Here is a 403-nt window from a genome sequence, read left to right as displayed (position 1 = left end):
TACAGCTCCTGTTGCGGAAGCCGTTGCAGGACTTACGTTTACCGTATAGGCCGTATTGTTGCCGCTGGTTGCTGAAGTTACTGTGGTCGCGGTTCCTGCCAATACAGAACTTGTCTTGTCATTGGCAGCCACTACCGGAGCCAGATTCAGTGCCGTACTACCCACACCGTTTACCGTTGTGGTCAGGTTTGAGCCGGATAAGGTGGTAGTAACGCTGTTCACTGCCGCTGCCGTAGCCACTGCTCCGTTTACGGTTGATGTGAGTGTGTTGGTACCGTTATTAACCAAAGTGTTTGTGGTTGCAGGAACCAAAGCTGACTGGTTCACCCATGTTGGTGCGCCTGTCCCATCTGTAGTCAGCACCTGGTTGTTACCCGCGTTAGCTATCTTGGCTACCGTTACC

The 403-nt window shown here is 52.6% G+C and carries 1 pseudogene; it reads right to left on the bottom strand.

From position 1 onward, the window contains the following. Nucleotides 1–403 (bottom strand): annotated as a pseudogene (locus tag ASG38_RS17855) (hypothetical protein); the annotation flags it as partial.

The sequence above is a fragment of the Flavobacterium sp. Leaf359 genome, assembly GCF_001423985.1.
GTDB classification, from domain to species: domain Bacteria; phylum Bacteroidota; class Bacteroidia; order Flavobacteriales; family Flavobacteriaceae; genus Flavobacterium; species Flavobacterium lindanitolerans.
The sequence above is the reverse complement of the archived record's forward strand: the minus strand, read 5'-3'. Positions and strand labels throughout refer to the sequence as shown.